Source organism: Ruegeria sp. AL2, from assembly GCF_056540845.1.
On sequence record NZ_JBQFXM010000016.1, the window covers coordinates 1 to 19,446 of the forward strand.

Annotated in this window: 14 protein-coding genes; 2 read left to right on the forward strand and 12 right to left on the reverse strand. The window is 58.7% G+C overall.

Annotated features, from left to right (window positions below; genetic code table 11):
- The 10 genes from ACR0ID_RS16310 to rplJ form a co-directional block, all read right to left on the reverse strand.
- Positions 1 to 163, reverse strand: a 163-nt coding sequence (locus tag ACR0ID_RS16310) for a GTP-binding protein (RefSeq protein WP_293573406.1), incomplete at its 3' end; no start/stop codon positions are given.
- Between the two features lie 60 nt (positions 164 to 223).
- A complete protein-coding gene (fusA, locus tag ACR0ID_RS16315; protein WP_480474062.1) occupies positions 224 to 2,341 on the reverse strand; it encodes an elongation factor G in 2,118 nt (705 codons plus the stop codon).
- Between the two features lie 18 nt (positions 2,342 to 2,359).
- Positions 2,360 to 2,830 (reverse strand): 30S ribosomal protein S7, encoded by a 471-nt coding sequence (gene rpsG, locus ACR0ID_RS16320; protein ID WP_093964348.1) that lies wholly within the window; start codon positions 2,828 to 2,830, stop codon positions 2,360 to 2,362.
- A gap of 15 nt (positions 2,831 to 2,845) precedes the next feature.
- On the reverse strand, positions 2,846 to 3,217 hold the full coding sequence (rpsL, locus tag ACR0ID_RS16325) for a 30S ribosomal protein S12 (RefSeq protein ID WP_005621086.1): 372 nt from the start codon (positions 3,215 to 3,217) through the stop codon (positions 2,846 to 2,848).
- A gap of 434 nt (positions 3,218 to 3,651) precedes the next feature.
- A complete protein-coding gene (locus tag ACR0ID_RS16330) occupies positions 3,652 to 4,521 on the reverse strand; it encodes a DMT family transporter (protein WP_480607048.1) in 870 nt (289 codons plus the stop codon).
- A gap of 138 nt (positions 4,522 to 4,659) precedes the next feature.
- On the reverse strand, positions 4,660 to 5,439 hold the full coding sequence (locus ACR0ID_RS16335; RefSeq protein WP_480607052.1) for a hypothetical protein: 780 nt from the start codon (positions 5,437 to 5,439) through the stop codon (positions 4,660 to 4,662).
- 211 nt (positions 5,440 to 5,650) lie between these two features.
- Positions 5,651 to 9,892 (reverse strand): DNA-directed RNA polymerase subunit beta', encoded by a 4,242-nt coding sequence (gene rpoC, locus ACR0ID_RS16340; RefSeq protein ID WP_480607055.1) that lies wholly within the window; start codon positions 9,890 to 9,892, stop codon positions 5,651 to 5,653.
- A 106-nt stretch (positions 9,893 to 9,998) separates the two neighbouring features.
- Positions 9,999 to 14,135, reverse strand: a complete 4,137-nt coding sequence (gene rpoB / locus ACR0ID_RS16345; protein ID WP_480607058.1) for a DNA-directed RNA polymerase subunit beta — start codon at positions 14,133 to 14,135, stop codon at positions 9,999 to 10,001.
- Positions 14,136 to 14,385: 250 nt separating this feature from the next.
- On the reverse strand, positions 14,386 to 14,763 hold the full coding sequence (gene rplL, locus ACR0ID_RS16350; protein WP_209507787.1) for a 50S ribosomal protein L7/L12: 378 nt from the start codon (positions 14,761 to 14,763) through the stop codon (positions 14,386 to 14,388).
- A gap of 79 nt (positions 14,764 to 14,842) precedes the next feature.
- Complete coding sequence (gene rplJ, locus ACR0ID_RS16355) at positions 14,843 to 15,361, reverse strand: 50S ribosomal protein L10 (protein ID WP_209507785.1); 519 nt, start codon at positions 15,359 to 15,361, stop codon at positions 14,843 to 14,845.
- Between the two features lie 447 nt (positions 15,362 to 15,808).
- Here rplJ and ACR0ID_RS16360 point away from each other — a divergent pair, with 447 nt between their 5' ends.
- Positions 15,809 to 16,579: a class II glutamine amidotransferase gene (locus ACR0ID_RS16360; protein ID WP_480520914.1), complete on the forward strand. Its 771-nt coding sequence runs from the start codon at positions 15,809 to 15,811 to the stop codon at positions 16,577 to 16,579.
- A 57-nt stretch (positions 16,580 to 16,636) separates the two neighbouring features.
- Here the strand turns inward: ACR0ID_RS16360 and rplA are convergent, their stop codons facing one another.
- Together rplA and rplK are read right to left on the reverse strand one after the other, a co-directional pair.
- Positions 16,637 to 17,335: a 50S ribosomal protein L1 gene (gene rplA, locus ACR0ID_RS16365; protein WP_480607062.1), complete on the reverse strand. Its 699-nt coding sequence runs from the start codon at positions 17,333 to 17,335 to the stop codon at positions 16,637 to 16,639.
- 1 nt (position 17,336) lies between these two features.
- Positions 17,337 to 17,786, reverse strand: a complete 450-nt coding sequence (gene rplK, locus ACR0ID_RS16370; RefSeq protein ID WP_480474069.1) for a 50S ribosomal protein L11 — start codon at positions 17,784 to 17,786, stop codon at positions 17,337 to 17,339.
- Between the two features lie 446 nt (positions 17,787 to 18,232).
- Here rplK and ACR0ID_RS16375 point away from each other — a divergent pair, with 446 nt between their 5' ends.
- Complete coding sequence (locus tag ACR0ID_RS16375; RefSeq protein ID WP_480474070.1) at positions 18,233 to 19,444, forward strand: peptidoglycan-binding domain-containing protein; 1,212 nt, start codon at positions 18,233 to 18,235, stop codon at positions 19,442 to 19,444.
- The last annotated feature ends 2 nt before the right edge of the window (positions 19,445 to 19,446 follow it).

A 19,446-nucleotide genomic window follows, 5' to 3' on the forward strand; every position in this document is an offset into this window, starting at 1 on the left:
CGCGGGCTTTCTCTTCCGGCGCGCCGTCAATCTGGTCATACGCCTTGAAGTCACCAAAATACTTGGTGATCGCTGCGGTCAGCGTCGTCTTGCCGTGGTCAACATGCCCAATCGTGCCGATGTTGACGTGCGGTTTTGTACGCTCAAACTTTTCCTTTGCCATGATGGCCTCCTTTTTCTGTAATGAAGGGAGCCCCGGAACGGCGCTCCCTCAAATCGTCGCTTATGCGTATTTCGCCTGGATCTCGTCCGAGATGTTCTGCGGAACCGGATCGTAGTGGTCGAACTGCATGGTGAACTGGGCACGGCCCGACGACATCGAACGCAGGGTGTTGATGTAGCCGAACATGTTCGCCAGCGGAACAAACGCGTCGATCGCGATTGCGTTGCCGCGGGATTCCTGACCCGACACCTGGCCCCGACGCGAAGTCAGGTCACCGATGATACCGCCGGTGTATTCTTCCGGGGTGATCACTTCGACCTTCATGATCGGTTCCAGCAGCTTCGCGCCAGCTTTGCGCATGCCTTCACGCATACACATACGGGCCGCGATTTCGAATGCCAGAACGCTCGAGTCGACGTCGTGGAACTTACCGTCCAGCAGGGCAACCTTGAAGTCGATCACCGGGAAGCCAGCCAGAGGGCCGCTGTCCATGACCGAGTTGATGCCTTTTTCAACACCGGGGATGTATTCCTTAGGAACGGCACCACCAACGATGCGGCTTTCGAACGAGTAACCTTCGCCTGCCTCGGTGGGCTGGATCTCCAGCTTGACTTCAGCGAACTGACCCGAACCACCCGACTGTTTCTTGTGGGTGTAGGTGTGTTCGACCGGCATCGAGATGGTTTCACGATAAGCCACCTGAGGCGCACCGATGTTGGCTTCGACCTTGAACTCGCGCTTGAGACGGTCCACCAGGATGTCCAGGTGAAGTTCGCCCATGCCCTTCATGATGGTCTGACCCGATTCCAGGTCGGTTTCCACGCGGAAGGACGGGTCTTCGGCGGCCAGACGGGCCAGACCCTGAGACATCTTTTCCTGGTCGCCCTTGGTTTTGGGCTCGACCGCGATCTCGATCACAGGATCGGGGAAGGTCATGGTTTCCAGAACCACCGGATCCTTCGGATCGCAGAGGGTGTCACCGGTGGTGGTGTCTTTCAGACCCGCCAGCGCGATGATGTCGCCTGCAAACGCTTCTTCGATCTCTTCCCGGTTGTTGGAGTGCATCATCATCATACGACCGATGCGCTCTTTCTTGCCTTTGGTCGAGTTCAGGATCGAGTCGCCCTTCTGCATGGTGCCCGAATAAACGCGGGTGAAGGTCAGCGAACCGACGAAGGGGTCGTTCATGATTTTGAACGCCAGACCCGAGAAAGCCATGTCGTCATCGGCACGACGTGCGATGTTACGAACTTCTTCCTCGTCGCCGGGTTTGAAGCCCATGTAATCAACAACGTCCAGCGGGCTGGGCAGGTAGTCGATCACAGCGTTGAGCAGCGGCTGAACGCCTTTGTTCTTGAACGCCGAGCCACCCAGAACCGGAACGAAATGCAGCGCCAGCGTACCTTTGCGCAGCAGTTTGCGCAGGGTCGGAACGTCGGGCTCTTCGCCTTCCAGATAGGCCATCATCGCGTCGTCGTCTTCTTCGACGGCCGCTTCGATCATCTTGCCGCGCCATTCGTCAGCCATGTCTTTCAGGCTGTCACGGATCGGAGCTTTGACCCAGCTTGCACCAAGGTCTTCGCCCTGCCACAGCCACTCTTCCATGGTGACGAGGTCAACCAGGCCTTCCAGCTCGGTTTCGGCACCGATCGGAATACCAACCGGAACAGCACGTGCGCCGGTGCGGTCTTCGATCATGCGAACGCAGTTGAAGAAGTCTGCGCCGATCTTGTCCATCTTGTTGACGAAAACCATACGCGGAACCTTGTAGCGGTCAGCCTGACGCCACACGGTTTCGGTCTGGGGTTCAACACCGGCGTTTGCGTCCAGAACGCAGACGGCACCGTCGAGAACCGCCAGCGAGCGTTCAACTTCGATGGTGAAGTCAACGTGGCCGGGGGTGTCGATGATGTTCAGGCGGTGCTTAGGCGTGTCAGCATTCTGACCGTCTTCGGTGCGTTCCCAGAAGGTGGTAGTTGCAGCCGAAGTGATGGTGATGCCGCGTTCCTGCTCCTGCTCCATCCAGTCCATGGTGGCTGCACCATCGTGCACCTCACCGATGTTGTGGGATTTACCAGTGTAATACAGGATACGCTCCGAGCAGGTGGTCTTACCTGCGTCGATGTGCGCCATGATACCGAAGTTACGGTATAGTTCGAGCGGATATTCGCGTGCCATTTGGATAAGCCTCTGGGATTACCAACGGTAATGGCTGAAGGCTTTGTTCGCCTCGGCCATCTTGTGGGTGTCTTCGCGCTTCTTCACGGCGGTACCGCGGGACTGTACAGCGTCCAGCAGCTCACCGGCGAGGCGTTCTTCCATGGTGTTTTCATTGCGGCCGCGCGCAGCGGTGATCAGCCAGCGGATGGCCAGTGCTTCGCGGCGCTCGGGGCGGACTTCGACCGGAACCTGATAGGTTGCACCACCAACCCGGCGCGAGCGAACCTCGACCGACGGTTTGATGTTGTCGAGTGCTTCGTGGAACACTTCGACGGGCGCGCGCTTGATCTTGCTTTCGACGCGGTCAAAGGCGTTGTAGACGATGCGCTCGGCGACCGACTTCTTGCCGTCGATCATCAGGTTGTTCATGAATTTGGTCAGAACCTTATCGCCAAACTTGGCGTCAGGCAGGACTTCGCGTTTTTCGGCGGCGTGACGACGTGACATATCAGCCTCTCCTTCTTACTTGGGACGCTTCGCGCCGTATTTCGAACGGCGTTGCTTACGGTCTTTGACGCCCTGAGTATCCAGAACACCGCGCAGGATGTGGTAACGCACACCGGGAAGGTCTTTCACACGGCCGCCACGGATCAGAACAACCGAGTGTTCCTGAAGGTTGTGGCTTTCACCGGGGATGTACGAGATGACCTCGAACCCGTTGGTCAGGCGCACTTTGGCAACCTTACGCATAGCCGAGTTCGGTTTCTTCGGTGTGGTGGTGTAAACACGTGTGCAGACGCCGCGTTTCTGCGGGCACTGCTCCAGGTGCATGGACTTCGAGCGTTTTACTTTGGGCTGCCGCGGTTTGCGGATCAGCTGTTGAATAGTTGGCATTCCGGTTTCTTCCCCGTTTGCAACACACATGACATGCACGCAACTGGCGTGCGGCTAACTTCGCTGCGCTGATGCGTCCACAAGCGCAAAACCCACGAGCGTTCCCATTCCGAGGTGAACGTCGCGGTTGTTTCTCAGAGGGCGCGAACTGCAAAATTGTCCGGGCCTTGACCAGCTCATTACTGGAATCGGCTATGGGGCGGCCCCCGGCACCGAGATGACGCGCGTAATAGGGGGAGTCGGCCCGAGTGTCAACAGCACGATACCGGTTGCCCGGCAATTGGCTGATCCGGGCCGTGCCTATATGGGTGCGCAGGCTCAACCGGGTTCATAAAACCGCCCTGCACCAGAAGCGCCAATGTTGAGCTGAACCCGCAACCGGAGGCCGGGTTTCGCCTTCGGATAACCAGTGTTCAGAGCTTTGTCACGCAGGTTCACGCCGCTTCCCGACGCGCGCGTTCCCGGAACAGCGTAAACAGTCCGGCGGCCACGATCAGTGTCGCACCCAGCATGGTCAGGCCGTCGGGCCATTCATCGAATACGGCCCAGCCCAACCCCAGGGCCCAGATCAGGCTGGAATAGCGAAACGGCGCGATGAACCCGACATCGCCCTGACGCATGACCATGACGCTGAACAGATAGCCCATCAGGACGAACACGGCCGCCGCTGCAACCAAAGAACCCGCAGCGCCGGAAACCGGAACCCATCCTTCGAACACCGAAGCAACCGCGGCGGCCACCGTGATGGAAAGAGACGTCGCCAGTGTCACCACCATTGACGGAACTTGGGGCGACATGCGTCGCGTCACCAGATCGCGAACCGTGATCGAAGCCACTGCGATCAGCGCGTAGATGGAATACAGGCTGAAGCCGTCAGGACCGGGTCTGACGATCAGAACCATGCCGCCAAAACCAATGGCAATCGCCAATATGCGCCGCCAGCCGACCTGTTCGGAAAAGACCAGCGCCGCGCCCAGCGTCACGGTCAGGGGCAGCGCCTGCAGAATGGCCGTCACATTGGCAAGCGGCATGTTCTTGAGCGCTGTCAGGAAAAAGAAGGTGGCCGACAGTTCGGTCAGGCTGCGCAGCGCAACCAGCCACCGGTCGTGATTTGAGAAATTGAGGTGCAGCGCCCCCAGATAGCGGGCAAGAGCGTAGACAAGGAAAACGGCCAGTACGCCCCGCATGGCCACCAGTTGGAACAAAGGCAGTTCCCGAAGCGCGACCTTGACCAAAGTGTCGTTCAGGGTGAAGGCCGCCATGCTGCCCATCATCAGCAAGGCACCTTTGGTGTTTGGGTTCATGTCAGATATGGCCCTGCGCAGAGTGATCGGGCCATTGGCCCAATCGGACAGCCGCCTGTCAACGCATCAAATCAGATCAGCGCGAGAATTGCCCTCCGACGCGTGCGGAGCGTTTCGAAAACGCCGACTGATCCCCTATCAGAGGCCGGATACCCGGCCGCCTCCGATACCTTCCACAGCCACCCCGGCGCTGAGCGTGTGCGTTGCAATCAACCCACCGGACATGTCCAGAACGCCAAGCTGGTTGCCGTTCTGAAGGGCGACATAAAGCTCGCGGCGTTTGGAGTTGATGCCAAGGCCAAAGCGTTCGATCTGCACCGCTGCGCCGACCGATGGATTGGTCGCGCGGATCGTCCTTAGAACCGTGCCGTTCAAATCCACCTCGGAGATCAGGCGATTGCGGATGAACAGCACATAAAGCGTGCCGGTCGTTTCATCAAAGGCCAGCCCGCCAATCGGCCCCTGTGGCTGGCTAAGGGTTATGTTGCGCACGAATTGCCCGTCGCGGGTCAGTTCCGCGATCATCACCCCGTTCGGATGGTCGAGGAAAAGATGGCCGTCGCCGCCCCGAATGGCCAGCCCGCATTCTTTTATGGGGAACTCGTCAGGTGTGATGCCACCGCATCCGGCCGGAACCCGCTGTGCCGCAAAGGTACGCAGGACACGGCCATTTCGGTCAAGCTCCTGTAGCTGGGTACCGGGAAGATTGCGCAGAAAGATCCGCCTTCTCGGCTCATCATAAGCCAGCCCGACGATCGAGCCGGATATCGGGATCAGGCGCGTCGTGCCGTTCGGGATCACGATCTCACGCGATGGCTGGCCCGGCGGCATCCCCACATAGGCATAATCCGTGCAGGCGGCCATCAGGCCCAGACCGAAAACCGAAAATACGCGCGACAGCTTTGTGACAGCTCTCATCATCCACCCCCGTCACCTGTGTGAATTCAAGGCGGATGGTAGCACAGTTTAGCCTAAATCAGAAAAACCCTGCTGTTATTGTAGGTCTCATACGGCAAGCGCGATATGCCAGTGGTCTGGAACTGCCCTAAGCGTGGCGTGCGTTTCAACCCTGAAAAAACAAAAGGCCCCGCGAAATCGCGGGGCCTTCCTAAACTTGTCAATCGGGCGATTACTCGCGGCTTTCGGGTGTTTCCACCAGCACGTCCAGCTCATCCCCGACCAGATCATCATCCATGATCGGCGCAGCCAGGGCAGCGGCCGCTTCGGCCTCTTCCCGGCGGGCTTCGATCACCACATTGTCGCGCGACTGCGCGATGTGGCGGACGGCCTGTGTGGCCCCACCGGTACCGGCGGGGATCAGGCGACCAACGATGACGTTCTCTTTCAAACCAACCAGCTTGTCCTTTTTGCCCTGCACGGACGCTTCGGTCAGTACGCGGGTGGTTTCCTGGAACGACGCGGCCGAGATGAACGAACGCGTTTGCAGCGAAGCCTTGGTGATCCCTAGAAGGATCGGCTCGCCCTGTGCCGGACGACCACCGCGAGCGATGGTCTTTTCGTTGGCTGCGTCGAACTCCTGCTTGTCGACATGTTCGCCTTTCAGCAGGGTGGTGTCGCCTGAATCCAGGATCTCCCACTTCTGCAGCATCTGGCGCACGATGACTTCGATGTGCTTGTCGTTGATCTTCACGCCTTGCAGACGATACACATCCTGCACTTCGTCGATCATGTAGTTCGCCAGCGCTTCGACACCCATGATGGACAGGATGTCATGCGGAGCCGGGTTACCGTCCATGATGTAGTCGCCCTTCTGTACGAAGTCGCCTTCGACAACAGGGATGTGCTTGCCCTTGGGTACCATGTACTCGATGGGCTCCAGTGACTCGTCAGCCGGTTCGATGGTGATGCGGCGCTTGTTCTTGTAGTCGCGGCCAAAGCGCACGTAACCATCGGCTTCTGCGATGATCGCGTGATCTTTCGGACGGCGGGCTTCGAACAGTTCGGCCACACGCGGCAGACCACCGGTGATGTCCTTGGTTTTGGCACCTTCACGCGGAATACGCGCGACAACGTCACCGGCTTCGATCTTCTGGCCATCTTCGACCGACAGGATCGCATCCACCGACATCGGATAGTGAACCGGGTTGCCCGCATCGTTGCGGACCGGTTCGCCATCGTCACCGACCAGAATGATCTCGGGCTTCAGGTCGCTGCCACGGGGGGCCGCGCGCCAGTCAATCACGATCTTCTGGGTCATGCCGGTTGCTTCGTCGGTCTCGTCACGGACGGCAAGGCCCGAAACCAGGTCGACGTATTTGGTGGTACCGGCTTTCTCGGCGATGATCGGCAGGGTGTAGGGATCCCATTCGAACAGCTTGTCGCCACGGGACACTTTCGCGCCTTCCTTGACGAACAGCTTGGAGCCGTAGCCCAGCTTGTGGTTGGCACGCTCTTCGCCGTGATCGTCCTTGATCACCAGCTTCATGTTCCGGCCCATGACGAGGCTTTCGCCTGCGGCATTCACCAGGATCTGCGGGTTCTCGAAGGATACGTTGCCGGCTTGGCTTGCTTCCTGGAACGACTGCTGACCACCTTGCGCAACACCGCCGATGTGGAAGGTCCGCATCGTCAGCTGTGTACCGGGTTCACCGATGGACTGGGCGGCGATGATGCCGACAGCCTCACCCGTGTTCACCATGGTACCGCGAGCAAGGTCACGACCGTAACAGGTGGCACAGACGCCTTCCTCGGACTCGCAGGTCAGAGGCGAGCGGATACGGGTCGACTGAACGCCAGCCTCATCGATGATGTCCGCCATCCGTTCGTCGATCAGCTGACCCGCGGCCACGAGCACCTCTTCCGTGCCCGGACGCAGGATGTCATCGGCAGCCACGCGGCCCAAGATACGTTCGGCCAGCGAGGCGACAACTTCACCATCGTTGACCGCAGCTTCGGCCGTGATCGCGCGTTCAGTGCCGCAGTCGATCTCGCGAACAATGCAGTCCTGTGCCACGTCCACCAGACGACGGGTCAGGTAACCCGAGTTCGCCGTCTTCAGAGCGGTATCCGACAGACCTTTACGGGCACCGTGGGTCGAGTTGAAGTATTCAAGAACGGTCAGACCTTCCTTGAAGTTCGAGATGATCGGCGTCTCGATGATGTCACCGTTCGGCTTGGCCATCAGGCCCCGCATACCGCCCAGCTGTTTCATCTGAGTGACCGAGCCCCGCGCACCGGAGTGAGCCATCATGTAAACCGAGTTCGGCTCCATGTCCGACCCGTCTTCGGCCTTGGCGACGTTCGAGATGGTGCTCATCATCGCCTCGGTCACGCGGTCGTTACACTTCGACCAGGCATCGACAACCTTGTTGTACTTTTCGCCCTGAGTGATCAGGCCGTCCATGTACTGCTGTTCGAAATCTTTCACCTGATCGCGGGTGTCATCAACGATGCCCCACTTGTCGTCTGGAATGACCATGTCGTCCTTGCCGAACGAGATGCCCGCCCTGAACGCTTCTTTGAAGCCCATCGACATGATCTGGTCACAGAAGATAACCGACTCTTTCTGACCGCAGTAGCGGTAGACGGTGTCGATCACCTGCTGCACTTCTTTCTTCCGCAGCAGGCGGTTGACCAGATCGAACGGCGCCTTGTTGTTCATCGGCAGCAGGGCCCCCAGACGCAGACGGCCCGGAGTGGTTTCATAGCGCTTCTGAACTTCGTTGCCTTCTTCGTCGATCTGCGTGATCCGCGCGGTGATTTTGGTGTGCAGATGCACCTCACCCGAGTCCAGCGCGTGCTGAACTTCGTCGATCGAACCAAAGACCTTGCCTTCGCCCGGCATGCCGGCACGTTCCAGCGACACATAGTACAGGCCCAGGATCATGTCCTGCGACGGAACGATAATCGGCGCGCCGTTTGCAGGCGACAGAACGTTGTTCGTCGACATCATCAGAACGCGGGCTTCCAGCTGTGCCTCAAGGCTCAGCGGGACGTGAACGGCCATCTGGTCGCCGTCGAAGTCGGCGTTGAAGGCCGAACAGACCAGCGGGTGCAGCTGGATCGCTTTGCCTTCGATCAGGACCGGTTCGAACGCCTGAATGCCAAGACGGTGCAGCGTCGGCGCACGGTTCAGCATGACAGGGTGTTCGCGGATCACCTCGTCGAGGATATCCCACACTTCGGGACGCTCTTTCTCGACCAGTTTCTTCGCCTGTTTCACGGTCGAAGACAGACCCTTGGCTTCAAGGCGCGAGTAGATGAACGGCTTGAACAGTTCCAGCGCCATCTTCTTGGGCAGGCCACACTGGTGCAGCTTGAGTTCCGGACCAGTCACGATGACCGAACGGCCCGAGAAGTCGACGCGTTTCCCCAGAAGGTTCTGACGGAAGCGGCCCTGCTTGCCTTTCAGCATGTCCGACAGCGATTTCAGCGGGCGCTTGTTGGCGCCGGTAATCACGCGGCCACGACGGCCGTTGTCAAACAGAGCGTCCACGGATTCCTGCAACATCCGCTTTTCGTTGCGGACGATGATGTCAGGCGCACGCAGTTCGATCAGACGCTTGAGGCGGTTGTTCCGGTTGATCACGCGACGATACAGATCGTTCAGATCCGAGGTCGCAAAGCGGCCACCATCCAGCGGAACCAGGGGGCGCAGTTCCGGCGGGATGACCGGGATCACGGTCATGACCATCCATTCAGGTCGGTTGCCCGACTCGAGGAAGGATTCAACAACCTTCAGACGCTTGATGATCTTCTTGGGCTTCAGTTCGCCTGTGGCTTCGGCCAGATCAGCGCGCAGCTGCTCGGCTTCGGCTTCCAGATCGATCTGGGCCAGCATCTCACGGATGGCTTCGGCACCGATATTGGCGGTGAACGCGTCCATGCCAAAGGCATCCTGCGCATCCATGTACTCTTCTTCGGTCAGCATCTGGCCGTAGGTCAGGTCGGTCAGACCGGGCTCGATAACGACGTAGTTTTCAAAGTACAGAACGCGTTCCAGATCGCGCAGCGTCATGTCCAGCATCAGACCGATGCGGGACGGCAGCGATTTCAGGAACCAGATATGTGCAACGGGCGCGGCCAGTTCGATGTGGCCCATACGCTCGCGGCGGACTTTCTGCAGAGTGACTTCCACACCGCATTTCTCGCAGACAACGCCGCGATACTTCATCCGCTTATATTTGCCGCACAGACATTCGTAATCTTTGATCGGGCCAAAGATACGCGCGCAGAACAGACCGTCGCGTTCAGGCTTGAACGTCCGGTAGTTGATGGTTTCAGGTTTCTTGATCTCGCCATAGGACCAAGACAGGATCCGCTCGGGCGACGCCAGCGAGACCTTGATCTCGTCGAAAACCTTCGGGGGCGTCAGCGGGTTGAACGGGTTGTTGGTGATTTCCTGGTTCATCTCTTTACCTCAGAGTTAGAGGGTGCGGGGGTCACGCAAAGCCGGGCTGAAGCCCGGCCTACGCCGGATCAGATGGTAGGCCGGGCTTCAGCCCGGCATCCCTTCGTCACTCATCGACCTCCGCATCCAGGAGTTCCATATTCAGGCCGAGGCCGCGGACTTCTTTCACCAGAACGTTGAACGATTCCGGTACGCCCGCTTCAAAGTTATCCTCGCCCTTGACGATCGACTCATAGACCTTGGTCCGGCCGGCGACGTCATCCGATTTCACGGTGAGCATCTCCTGCAGGGTGTAGGCGGCGCCGTAAGCTTCCAGAGCCCAGACTTCCATCTCACCAAAGCGCTGACCACCGAACTGCGCCTTACCGCCCAGCGGCTGCTGGGTAACCAGGCTGTAGGGCCCGGTCGAACGCGCGTGGATCTTGTCGTCCACAAGGTGGTGCAGTTTCAGCAGGTACTTGATGCCCACGGTCACCGGACGCGCAAATTGCTCACCCGTTCGACCGTCGAACAGGATCGACTGACCGCTTTGCGAGAAGCCCGCACGCACCAGCGCGTCGTTGACGTCAGCCTCTTTGGCACCGTCAAAGACCGGGGTTGCGATCGGAACACCGCGGGTCACGTTGCCCGCTGCTTCGACCAGCGTCTCCTCGTCCATGCCGGTGATGCCTTCTTCGTAGACATCTTCGCCATAGGCCAGCTTCATCGCCTCGCGCACCGGGGTCAGGTCGCCAGACCGGCGGTACTCACCCAGAGCCTCATCGATGTTCAGGCCCAGACCGCGCGCGGCCCAACCCATGTGGGTTTCAAGGATCTGACCAACGTTCATACGCGAAGGCACACCCAGCGGGTTCAGACAGAAGTCGACCGGCGTACCATCGGCCAGGAACGGCATGTCTTCCATCGGAACAACCTTGGAAATCACACCCTTGTTCCCGTGACGACCGGCCATCTTGTCGCCCGGCTGCAGCTTGCGCTTCACGGCGATGAAGACTTTGACCATCTTCATCACACCCGGCGGCAGGTCGTCGCCACGGCGGACCTTCTCGACCTTATCCTCGAAACGGGCGTCCAGAGCGCGCTTTTGCACTTCGTATTGCTCGTTCAGGGCCTCGACGATCTGGGCGTCCTGCTCGTCTTCCAGCGCCAGCTGCCACCATTGACCACGGGTCAGGGTGTCCAACAGCTCCTCGGTGATCACCGACCCTGCCTTGACACCTTTCGGGCCTTTGACCGCAGTTTTACCCAGGATCAGACCTTGCAGACGCGCATAGATGTTGCGGTCAAGGATCGCCAGCTCGTCGTCCCGGTCACGGGCCAGACGTTCGACTTCCTCACGCTCGATCTGCAGCGCACGCTCGTCTTTCTCGACGCCGTGACGGTTGAAGACGCGCACCTCGACGACCGTACCGTAATCGCCCGGCTTCACGCGCAGCGAGGTGTCGCGCACGTCAGATGCTTTTTCGCCAAAGATGGCGCGCAGCAGCTTTTCTTCCGGGGTCATCGGGCTTTCGCCCTTCGGAGTGATCTTGCCGACCAGAATATCGCCCGGCTCGACATCCGCACCGATGTAAACGATGCCCGCCTCGTCGAGGTTGCGCAGCGCTTCTTCACCGACGTTGGGGATGTCGCGGGTGATCTCTTCCGGGCCCAGCTTGGTGTCACGGGCGGCGACTTCGAATTCCTCGATATGGACCGAGGTAAAGACGTCATCACGCGCGATACGTTCCGAGATCAGGATCGAGTCTTCGTAGTTGTAGCCGTTCCACGGCATGAACGCGACGACCACGTTCTTGCCAAGGGCCAGTTCACCCATATCGGTCGACGGACCGTCGGCAATGACCTCGCCCTTCTGGACGGTGTCACCCACCTTGATCAGCGGACGCTGGTTGATGCAGGTGTTCTGGTTCGAACGCTGGAATTTGCGCAGACGATAGATGTCAACGCCAGCGTCGCCCAGTTCCAGATCCTCGGTGGCCCGGATAACGATACGCTGGGCATCGACCTGGTCGATGATACCGGCGCGTTTCGCCTGAATCGCAGCGCCCGAGTCGATCGCAACCTTTTCCTCGATGCCCGTCCCGACCAGCGGTGCCTCGGCCCGCAGCAGCGGAACCGCCTGACGTTGCATGTTCGAGCCCATCAGAGCGCGGTTTGCGTCGTCATTTTCAAGGAACGGGATCAGCGATGCAGCAACCGAGACCAGCTGCTTCGGCGACACGTCGATCAGGTCCACATTCTCGCGCGGGGCAAGAGTGTAGTCGCCTGCCTGACGGGTCGAAACCAGATCGTTGATGAATTTGCCGTTCTTGTCCAGTGTCGCGTTCGCCTGCGCCACGGTATGACGCATTTCCTCGGTCGCGGACATGTAGTGAACCTCATCAGTCACCTCGGCGTTCTTGACAACGCGGTAAGGTGTTTCGATGAAGCCATACTTGTTCACGCGGGCAAAGGTGGCCAGCGAGTTGATCAGACCAATATTCGGGCCTTCCGGCGTTTCAATCGGGCACATCCGTCCATAGTGGGTCGGGTGCACGTCGCGTACCTCAAAGCCCGCACGTTCACGCGTCAGACCACCGGGGCCAAGCGCCGAGAGACGGCGTTTGTGGGTGACTTCCGACAGCGGGTTGGTCTGGTCCATGAACTGCGACAGCTGCGACGAGCCGAAGAATTCGCGCACAGCAGCAGCAGCCGGTTTCGCGTTGATCAGGTCCTGCGGCATGACGGTGTCGATCTCGACCGACGACATACGCTCTTTGATCGCGCGCTCCATACGCAGAAGACCGACGCGGTACTGGTTTTCCATTAGTTCGCCGACCGAACGCACACGACGGTTGCCGAGGTGGTCGATGTCGTCCACGTCGCCCTTGCCATCGCGCAGTTCGACCAGAGCCTTGACGCAGGCCACGATGTCTTCGCGGCGCAGGGTGCGCAGGGTATCCGGTGCGTCCAGAGCCAGGCGCATGTTCATCTTCACGCGGCCAACAGCGGACAGGTCATACCGCTCGCTGTCGAAGAACAGGGTGTCGAACAGGGCCGACGCCGCTTCGACGGTGGGCGGCTCACCTGGACGCATGACGCGGTAGATATCCATGAGCGCGGTTTCACGGCCCATATTCTTATCTGCGGCCATGGTGTTGCGCATGTAGGGACCAACATTGACGTTGTCGATGTCGAGAACCGGGATATCGGTGATGCCCGCGTCGATCAGTTCCTTCGCGGTACCGCCGATCAGGTCGCCATCCTTGTCATATTCCAGCGTCAGTTCGTCACCGGCTTCGACATAGATCGCGCCGTTTTCTTCGTTGATGATGTCTTTGGCGACAAACTTGCCAACGATGTGATCGAACGGAACCAGCAGTTCGGTGACGGTGCCCTCGTCGATCAGCTTTTTGACCGCGCGCGGGGTGACTTTCTTGCCTGCCTCGGCAATCACCTCACCTGATTTTGCGTCGATCAGGTCATAGGTCGGACGGGTGCCGCGAACACGCTCGGGGAAGAACGGCGTGACCCAGCCCTTCTTCTTTTCCAGCTTGTAGGAAACGGTGTTGTAATACGCGTCCATGATCGCTTCCTGATCCATACCCAGCGCATAAAGCAGGGTTGTTACAGGCAGTTTGCGACGGCGGTCGATACGGGCGAACACGATATCCTTGGCGTCGAACTCGAAGTCCAGCCAGCTGCCGCGATACGGGATGATGCGGCAGGCAAACAGCAGCTTGCCCGAGGAATGGGTTTTACCCTTGTCGTGGTCAAAGAACACGCCGGGCGAGCGGTGCATCTGGGAGACGATCACACGCTCGGTGCCGTTGACGACAAAGGTGCCGTTCGGGGTCATCAGGGGCATGTCGCCCATGAAGACATCCTGTTCCTTGATGTCTTTTACCGATTTCGCGCCGGTGTCCTCATCGACATCGAACACGATCAGACGCAGGGTAACCTTCAGCGGTGCGCTGTAGGTCATGTCGCGCTGCATGCACTCTTCGACATCGTATTTGGGTTTTTCCAGATCGTATTTCACGAACTCCAGAACGGAGGTTTCGTTGAAATCCTTGATCGGGAAAACCGACTGGAACACGCCTTTGATGCCTTCGCCGTCTGTGGGCTGTTCTGCATCGCCGGAGCGCAGGAAAAGATCATAAGAAGATTTCTGTACCTCAATGAGGTTCGGCATCTCCAGCACTTCGCGGATTTTACCGTAATATTTACGAAGACGTTTCTGGCCAAGGAACGTTTGAGCCATGTCAGATGTCACCTTTCGATGTTCTCAGCGGGCAAAGACACCGTCGGGCCCCGGCATCTTGCACAATCGAGACAACACGTCCGGATCAATTCGTGGCCACCGTCCCGAAGGCGGCCTCCCGATCCGAAAACCGTGTCTTAGAAAACGCCCCATTCTGTGAGGCCCTTTCTAAGACAGGTTCGGCTGGACCCGGATTTCTCCGGATCCAGCCAGAATTTTCGGCGCATCAGCGATGCACCTGAGACCAGGCTTAGGCCAGCTCGACTTCGGCGCCAGCTGCTTCCAGCTTGGCTTTGACGTCTTCGGCTTCGTCTTTCGACACGCCTTCTTTGATCTTGCCGCCGGCTTCGACCAGTTCCTTGGCTTCTTTCAGGCCCAGACCGGTGATGCCGCGAACTTCTTTGATCACGTTGATTTTCGAAGCGCCGGCGTTCTTCAGAACGACGTCGAATTCGGTTTTTTCTTCCTCAGCTGCGCCACCGGCGTCGCCACCAGCTGCTGCGACCATTACGGCGCCGCCAGCTGCGGGCTCGATGCCGTATTCGTCTTTGAGGATGGTTTTCAGTTCTTGTGCTTCCAGCAGGGTCAGACCCACGATGCTTTCTGCGAGTGCTTTCAGATCAGCCATTTTATCAGCTCTTTCCGTTTACAATGTGTGTTCCAACGTCAGGGTAGGTACCCTACGCAGATCATTCAGTGCCAACCGCTTACGCAGCTTCCGCCTTCTCTTCGATGGTGGAAAGGATGCTTGCGATATTGCTTGCAGGTGCGCCAATCGCGCCGGCGATGTTCGAAGCAGGTGCGCCAATGCAGCCCACGATCGAAGCAATAAGCTCCTCGCGAGACGGCATTTTCGAAACGGCTTCAACGCCTTTGCGGTCCAGAGCGTTCTCACCCATAGCACCGCCGAGGATTTCAAATTTCTTGTTATCCTTGGCGAAGTCCTCGGCCACCTTGGCTGCTGCCACGGGGTCCTCGGAATAGGTCAGAACGGTCATCCCTGTCAGCAGGTCGGCCATGCTTGCACACGGCTTACCCTCGAGGGCGATTTTGGCGAGCCTGTTCTTGGCAACACGCACGGAACCACCCGCGTCACGGGCACGTGCGCGAAGGTCCTGCATCTCGGCAACTGTCAGACCGGCGTAGTGAGCAACCACTACGACGCCAGAGCTTTCGAAGATTTGGCCGAGTTCCTCGACCACTTTCTCTTTCTGGGCTCTATCCACAGTTCTCTCCAAGTTAGGGGTGAGATCTCACCCCGGCTCATATTTGCCGCGGCTTGCGCCCCGGCGTTCAGGTCCGTTGTTACGGGATTGGCCAAAATTCGCCCGAGGGTGGGACCCTCAGAATTCTTTGGTCTTACCCGTCTCAGGCAGGGAATTAAGGGGCCATATGGCACCACCCACCGTCTTGGACGAAACAAAATAAAGCGCACGACGAATCGCACGCTTTATTCCGCAGGTCTACTTAGGACAGATGGCCGGGGTTTCCAAGAGGTAAATTGTGATAAATCAAACGCAACAAGGGATGACCAAAACAACAAGATAAAGTGCGCTGACGAGCAATTGATTAGGTCGAATTACAGGGTTGAGCGCAAAATAGTTCGTGACATTGTTCCAACTTCAAGACTATAACCCGACAATTTTTCTCAGAAACAAGACGAAGCAGAAAAAATGTGTAGAATTGCCGCCTATTGCGGACCAAGTATTCCGCTTGAAAACATCGTCATCCGGCCCCAGCATTCATTGCTGGAGCAAAGCCAGCACGCGGCCGAGGCAAAGCTTGCCGTCAATGGCGATGGCTTCGGTATGGCATGGTACGCGGATCAGGATCGTCCCGGCCTGTACAGGGATGTCCTGCCCGCGTGGTCGGATGGTAACCTGGTCGATCTTTGCAGGATGATAAAATCCTCGCTGTTTTTGGCCCATGTCCGCGCGTCGACATTCGGCGAAGTGTCGCGCGCAAACTGCCACCCTTTTACATTTGGCAAATGGTCCTTCATGCACAATGGTCAGATCGGTGAGTTCGGGCGTTTGCGCAGACGGCTAGAATCCTCACTGCCGGACGAGCTTTATGCGGCGCGGCGCGGGTCGACGGATTCAGAGCTTCTGTTTCTGCTGCTGCTGGCCAACGGGCTGGATGATGCGCCGCAGGACGCTGTTGTCGCAACTCTGCGTCAGATCGATGCGCTTGACAGTCATCGGACGCAACCGGATCGCATGGCCGTCGCCTTTTCGGATGGACAGAGCCTGTATGCGTTTCGATATTCCAGCGACCAGCGCAGCCCGTCCCTGTATTTCGGGGAAGGGCTGGACCACGGCGGCAAGGTCATTGCATCCGAACCTCTGGACAAGGGCACAGGAAAATGGACGCCCATTGAAGACCGGAGTTTCTTTACCCTGACCGGCGAAACAGCCAGCCATACCGCGTTGCCGTTCAGCTAATCGAAAACGGGCGGTCCGATTGGACCGCCCGCAACATTGCTTTAGCGTAGATCAGGCTTATTCGCCCGAAGCTTCTGCCACATCAACGGTCACGCCGGGGCCCATGGTCGAGCTCAGCGCGATTTTCTTCATGTAGGTGCCTTTGGCGCCCGACGGCCTGGCCCGGGCAACAGCCGAGACGAAGGCGCGAATGTTTTCGGCCAGCTTGGCGTCATCGAACGATGCTTTGCCAACGCCTGCGTGCACAACGCCGCCTTTTTCCGCCTTGAACTGAACTTCACCGCCTTTGGCTGCTTCCACGGCTGCTTTCACATCCATGGTCACGGTGCCAACCTTGGGGTTCGGCATCAGGTTACGGGGGCCCAGAACCTTACCCAAACGACCGACGATCGGCATCATGTCCGGGGTTGCAATGCAACGATCGAATTCGATGGTGCCGCCCTGAATGGTTTCCATCAGGTCTTCTGCGCCAACGATATCCGCGCCTGCTTCTTTCGCTTCGTCAGCCTTCGCGCCACGTGCGAACACAGCAACGCGCATGTCTTTGCCTGTGCCGTTCGGCAGGCCGACAACGCCGCGCACCATCTGGTCTGCGTGACGGGTGTCAACGCCCAGGTTCATCGCGATTTCGATGGTCTCGTCGAATTTCGAAGTTGCATTGGCTTTGACCAGAGCAACAGCTTCGTCCACCGACAGGTTTTCCTTGCCAGCGACGGCTTCGCGCGCAGCGCGGGTACGTTTACCGAGTTTTGCCATCTTACTTCACCTCGATGCCCATGGAGCGGGCCGAGCCCAGGATGATCTGCATTGCGCCTTCGATGTCGTTGGCGTTCAGATCTTTCATTTTGGCTTCGGCGATTTCACGAACCTGCTTCGAGGTCACGGTTGCGATCGTTTCACGACCGGGATTCTCCGCTCCACGAGGGCGGTTCCGCTTGCCAACCGGCTTCAGACCAGCTGCTTTTTTCAGGTAATAAGACGCCGGCGGCGTCTTGATGTCCATGGTGAAGGACTTGTCCTGATAGTAGGTGATCACGGTCGGGCACGGCGCGCCGGGCTCCATGTCTGCGGTCTTGGCGTTGAACGCCTTGCAGAATTCCATGATGTTGATGCCGCGCTGACCCAGCGCCGGACCAACCGGCGGCGACGGGTTCGCCTGACCTGCAGGAACCTGCAGTTTCATTGTACCAGCAAGCTTCTTGGCCATTTGGTTTTCCTTTCAACTAAGGTGAAACGCGTCTCACCCAGATTATGTTGCGTGGTCCGGCCCGGGATCGCGATCCCGGTAACCTCCCACGAGAGAATCTCGCCCGAAGACGATGGGGCGGCGTTTACAGGGGATCATGGGGGTTGGCAAGTGGCCCGCCATTCAATTCGGGATCACCGAATCGAGTTTCAAATCGATAAACACCGGCGTCGACGCGCCATGGCGGGAAATTGCTGGTCATTCCGGTCAAACCCAGGAAATCCCAGGTGGCCTGTAAAACGAGGTTTCGCGCTATATTAAGGGTTTATTTTGCTTGAAAAAACCGGAGCGAACCCGGCGCCCGACCGACAGACTGCTGTGGCTTCGTTCCTTGCGCCGCATAAATAACCGCGCCATGCTGTGGCTGTGCTATAATCGGGGAAAACAAATTTGTTCGGAGGTTCGTCATGATTATTCGTTTATTAACTATGCTTGTCGCCGCACTGTCTTTTGCGGCGTCCGTTCCCCAGACCGCACGGGCCGATGCGGGCGACTTCATCGGCGGCGCTGTCGTTGGCGGGGTCGTCGGATACGCGATCGGCAAGGACCAGCAAAAGAAAAAGTCCCGGTCTTCAAGCCAGACCTACCGGTCAGGCATTCCGTCCACCTCGCAAGGGGCGCAGACACAGACCGCGCTCAACTATTTCGGCTATAATGCCGGGCGTGTCGATGGGCAGGTCGGGCATGGGACCCGGTCGGCGATCGAACGCTATCAGGTGTCCATGGGCTATCCTGTGAATGGCTATGACTTCCAGCCCTATCAGTATGACTTTCTGATGCAGGCCTATTACTGGGCGACAAGCGGTGGGCAGGCGGCAACCCAGCTTTCGGGTCAACCGCTTTTGATGGCCTATCGGCAACAGGTGCAAACCGGCTCTGCCTTGGCGGCGGCGCCTCAGACCCAGGCCCCGGCCATCCCGGTTATCACGCCTCAACAGGCCGAACCCGCAACAAGCGCCGCTGAAGCTACGACAGCCAGCCTGCCGAGCCTGTTTTCCGGCGGTACCGGAGGCCCATCGTTAGCCAATCGGTGCAGCGGGGTCATGCTGCAAACGTCGACCAATGGCGGCTATACGACCCTGTCGAACATGTCCGATCCTGACTTTGCGCTCAGCGAGCAATTCTGCCTTGCCCGCAGCTATGCGATGGCACAGGGTGAAGAACTGATGCAGGACATCCAGGGCCTTACACCCGATCAGGTCGCAGCCCAGTGCGCCGCCTATGGCGACATGCTGGCACCGCAAGTTGACGCGCTGTCTATCAACTCGAAATCAGAGGCTGAAACCCAGGTGCGCAAGCTTGCCTTGGATTCGGGTCTAAGCCCTGCTGATCTTGCCGCGACCAGCAAGGTCTGCCTTGCGATGGGATATCGTCAGGACAACATGGATACCGCGGTTGGCTCCGCGCTGATGCTGGTTGCCATGGGTGAACCCGCATACGGAGAACTGGTCGGTCACCACCTGCGCGAAGGCTTTGGTGTCCAGGCGCGCCGCGACCTTGCGATGCAGTGGTATGATGCAAGCCTTTCGGCGCTGGATTCCGGGTCGCAGGCGGTTTTCCTGCCATCCCAGACCGACCGCCCGCAGCTTTTGCGCGCAGCCATGGTTCAGTCGCAGTAAGC

Coding starts and splice junctions, on each gene's coding strand:
- rpsL (WP_005621086.1), bottom strand. CDS start 3,217: ATGCCAACTATTCAACAGCTGATCCGCAAACCGCGGCAGCCCAAAGTA.
- ACR0ID_RS16375 (WP_480474070.1), top strand. CDS start 18,233: ATGATTATTCGTTTATTAACTATGCTTGTCGCCGCACTGTCTTTTGCG.
- ACR0ID_RS16360 (WP_480520914.1), top strand. CDS start 15,809: ATGTGTAGAATTGCCGCCTATTGCGGACCAAGTATTCCGCTTGAAAAC.
- rplA (WP_480607062.1), bottom strand. CDS start 17,335: ATGGCAAAACTCGGTAAACGTACCCGCGCTGCGCGCGAAGCCGTCGCT.
- ACR0ID_RS16335 (WP_480607052.1), bottom strand. CDS start 5,439: ATGAGAGCTGTCACAAAGCTGTCGCGCGTATTTTCGGTTTTCGGTCTG.
- ACR0ID_RS16330 (WP_480607048.1), bottom strand. CDS start 4,521: ATGAACCCAAACACCAAAGGTGCCTTGCTGATGATGGGCAGCATGGCG.
- rpoC (WP_480607055.1), bottom strand. CDS start 9,892: ATGAACCAGGAAATCACCAACAACCCGTTCAACCCGCTGACGCCCCCG.
- rpsG (WP_093964348.1), bottom strand. CDS start 2,830: ATGTCACGTCGTCACGCCGCCGAAAAACGCGAAGTCCTGCCTGACGCC.
- fusA (WP_480474062.1), bottom strand. CDS start 2,341: ATGGCACGCGAATATCCGCTCGAACTATACCGTAACTTCGGTATCATG.
- rplL (WP_209507787.1), bottom strand. CDS start 14,763: ATGGCTGATCTGAAAGCACTCGCAGAAAGCATCGTGGGTCTGACCCTG.
- rplK (WP_480474069.1), bottom strand. CDS start 17,786: ATGGCCAAGAAGCTTGCTGGTACAATGAAACTGCAGGTTCCTGCAGGT.
- rpoB (WP_480607058.1), bottom strand. CDS start 14,135: ATGGCTCAAACGTTCCTTGGCCAGAAACGTCTTCGTAAATATTACGGT.